Consider the following 1,554-nt stretch of genomic DNA (forward strand, 5'->3'; position numbering starts at 1 on the left):
CCCAGACCCCGTCGCTCGGCCAGCGCACGCAGCACGGCTTCTGCCGTTGGCGAGCGGCAGATGTTGCCGGTGCAAACCATCACCACGCGGATCGGCTTGGCGACCGTCATGCACTGTGCTCCTCTTCAAAGTCCAACCGGGACAGCCGGCAATCTTCTGCGATTCAAGGGATGCGGACCAGCCCCGTCATCGTCAGCGGGCAGAGGCCGTCCTAAACTCGCAGCGCCCCCGCCTTCGCGCGCGGGCCCCGTCTGTTCACGATGATGCGCCCACTCGCCTGCCTGCTGTCCCTGGTGTTGTTCGGCCCTGCGCAGGCCACGCGAATCGAGATCGTCACTACTGACGCCCCGCCCTTCAACATGCTCGACGGCGAAGCCGCCTCGGGCTTTGCCACCGACATCCTGCGCGAGGTGCTGCAACAGGCGGGGCTGGACTATCACATCGAGTTCCTGCCCTGGCCGCGCGCACTGCTGCATGTCAAGCAGGAGCCGAACACGCTCATCTACACGATCTCGCGCACGCCCGAGCGCGAAGATCAGTATGAATGGATCGGGCCCTTCGCGCGGCACCAGGGCTTCTTCTACAAGCTCAGCAGCCGCACCGACGTGCGGCTGGAGACTCTGCAGGACGTGCGCAAGTACCGCGTGGCCACGGTGCGCGGCGATGCGCAGACCGACCTGATGCTGAAGCTCGGCATCGTCGACCTCGACAAACTCCAGCTGGTCAGCGACGGCGACACGACGATCCGCCTGTTGCTGGCCGGCCGGGTCGACCTGGTGATCGCCAATGAGTTCGGCATCGCCTGGCGGATGAAGGAGCACGGCCTGTCAGGCACCGAGGTCGAACGCACGGTCATGCTGGTCGACAACGGCGGCTACTACTTCGCCTTTGGCAAGGGCGCCGACCCGGTGCTCGTGGCCAAGCTGCGCAAGGCCTTTGCCGAGGTCAAAGAAAAAGGCCTGTCGCAGCGCCTGCTCGAGCGCTACCTGCCCGGCTGCAAGAGTTGGGCAAACGGCTGCCCGCAGCTCACTCGCTGATCTTTCCCGTCATCAACGCCCGCCAACCAGCGGCACGACATTGGAGTCGTGCGCGCCGCCGGCCCCAAAGGCCTGCTCGCGCAGCAGCGCCAGCTGGTCGCGCACGCGGGCGGCCTTCTCGAACTCCAGGTTCTTCGCGAACTCGAGCATCTGCTTTTCCAGCGCCTTGATGCGCTTGCCCAGGTCCTTCTCGCTCATCGCCTCGACCTCGGCCGCCTGCTGCGCAAAGCGCAGGTCGTCCTTGCCCGACTTCTCGGCCACCACGCCGTCGATCAGCTCCTTGACGTGCTTGCGGATGCCGCGCGGCACGATGCCGTTGGCCGCGTTGAACTCGATCTGCTTGTTGCGCCGGCGCTCGGTCTCGTCCATCGCCTTGCGCATCGACTCGGTGATCTTGTCGGCGTAGAGGATGGCGCGGCCGTTCACGTTGCGCGCCGCGCGGCCAATCGTCTGCACCAGGCTACGCTCGGCGCGCAGGAAGCCTTCCTTGTCGGCGTCCAGGATCGCCACCAGCGAC

The 1,554-nt window shown here is 66.1% G+C and carries 3 protein-coding genes; 1 reads left to right on the plus strand and 2 read right to left on the minus strand.

The window, feature by feature from the left end; translation table 11 throughout:
* Window positions 1–110: arsenate reductase/protein-tyrosine-phosphatase family protein (locus AC1DYI_RS35210; protein WP_477208740.1), on the minus strand; the 110-nt coding region annotated here is incomplete at its 3' end.
* Window positions 111–260: 150 nt separating this feature from the next.
* On the opposite strand from AC1DYI_RS35210, the gene AC1DYI_RS35215 reads away from it, so the two are divergent.
* Window positions 261–1,037 (plus strand): substrate-binding periplasmic protein, encoded by a 777-nt coding sequence (locus AC1DYI_RS35215; RefSeq protein WP_477208738.1) that lies wholly within the window; start codon window positions 261–263, stop codon window positions 1,035–1,037.
* 12 nt (window positions 1,038–1,049) lie between these two features.
* On the opposite strand, the gene AC1DYI_RS35220 is transcribed toward AC1DYI_RS35215, so the two are convergent.
* Window positions 1,050–1,554: UvrB/UvrC motif-containing protein (locus tag AC1DYI_RS35220; RefSeq protein WP_477208739.1), on the minus strand; the 505-nt coding region annotated here is incomplete at its 5' end.

This window comes from Ideonella sp. P3_A4 (assembly GCF_056403075.1).

Coding starts and splice junctions, on each gene's coding strand:
- AC1DYI_RS35215 (WP_477208738.1), top strand. CDS start 261: ATGATGCGCCCACTCGCCTGCCTGCTGTCCCTGGTGTTGTTCGGCCCT.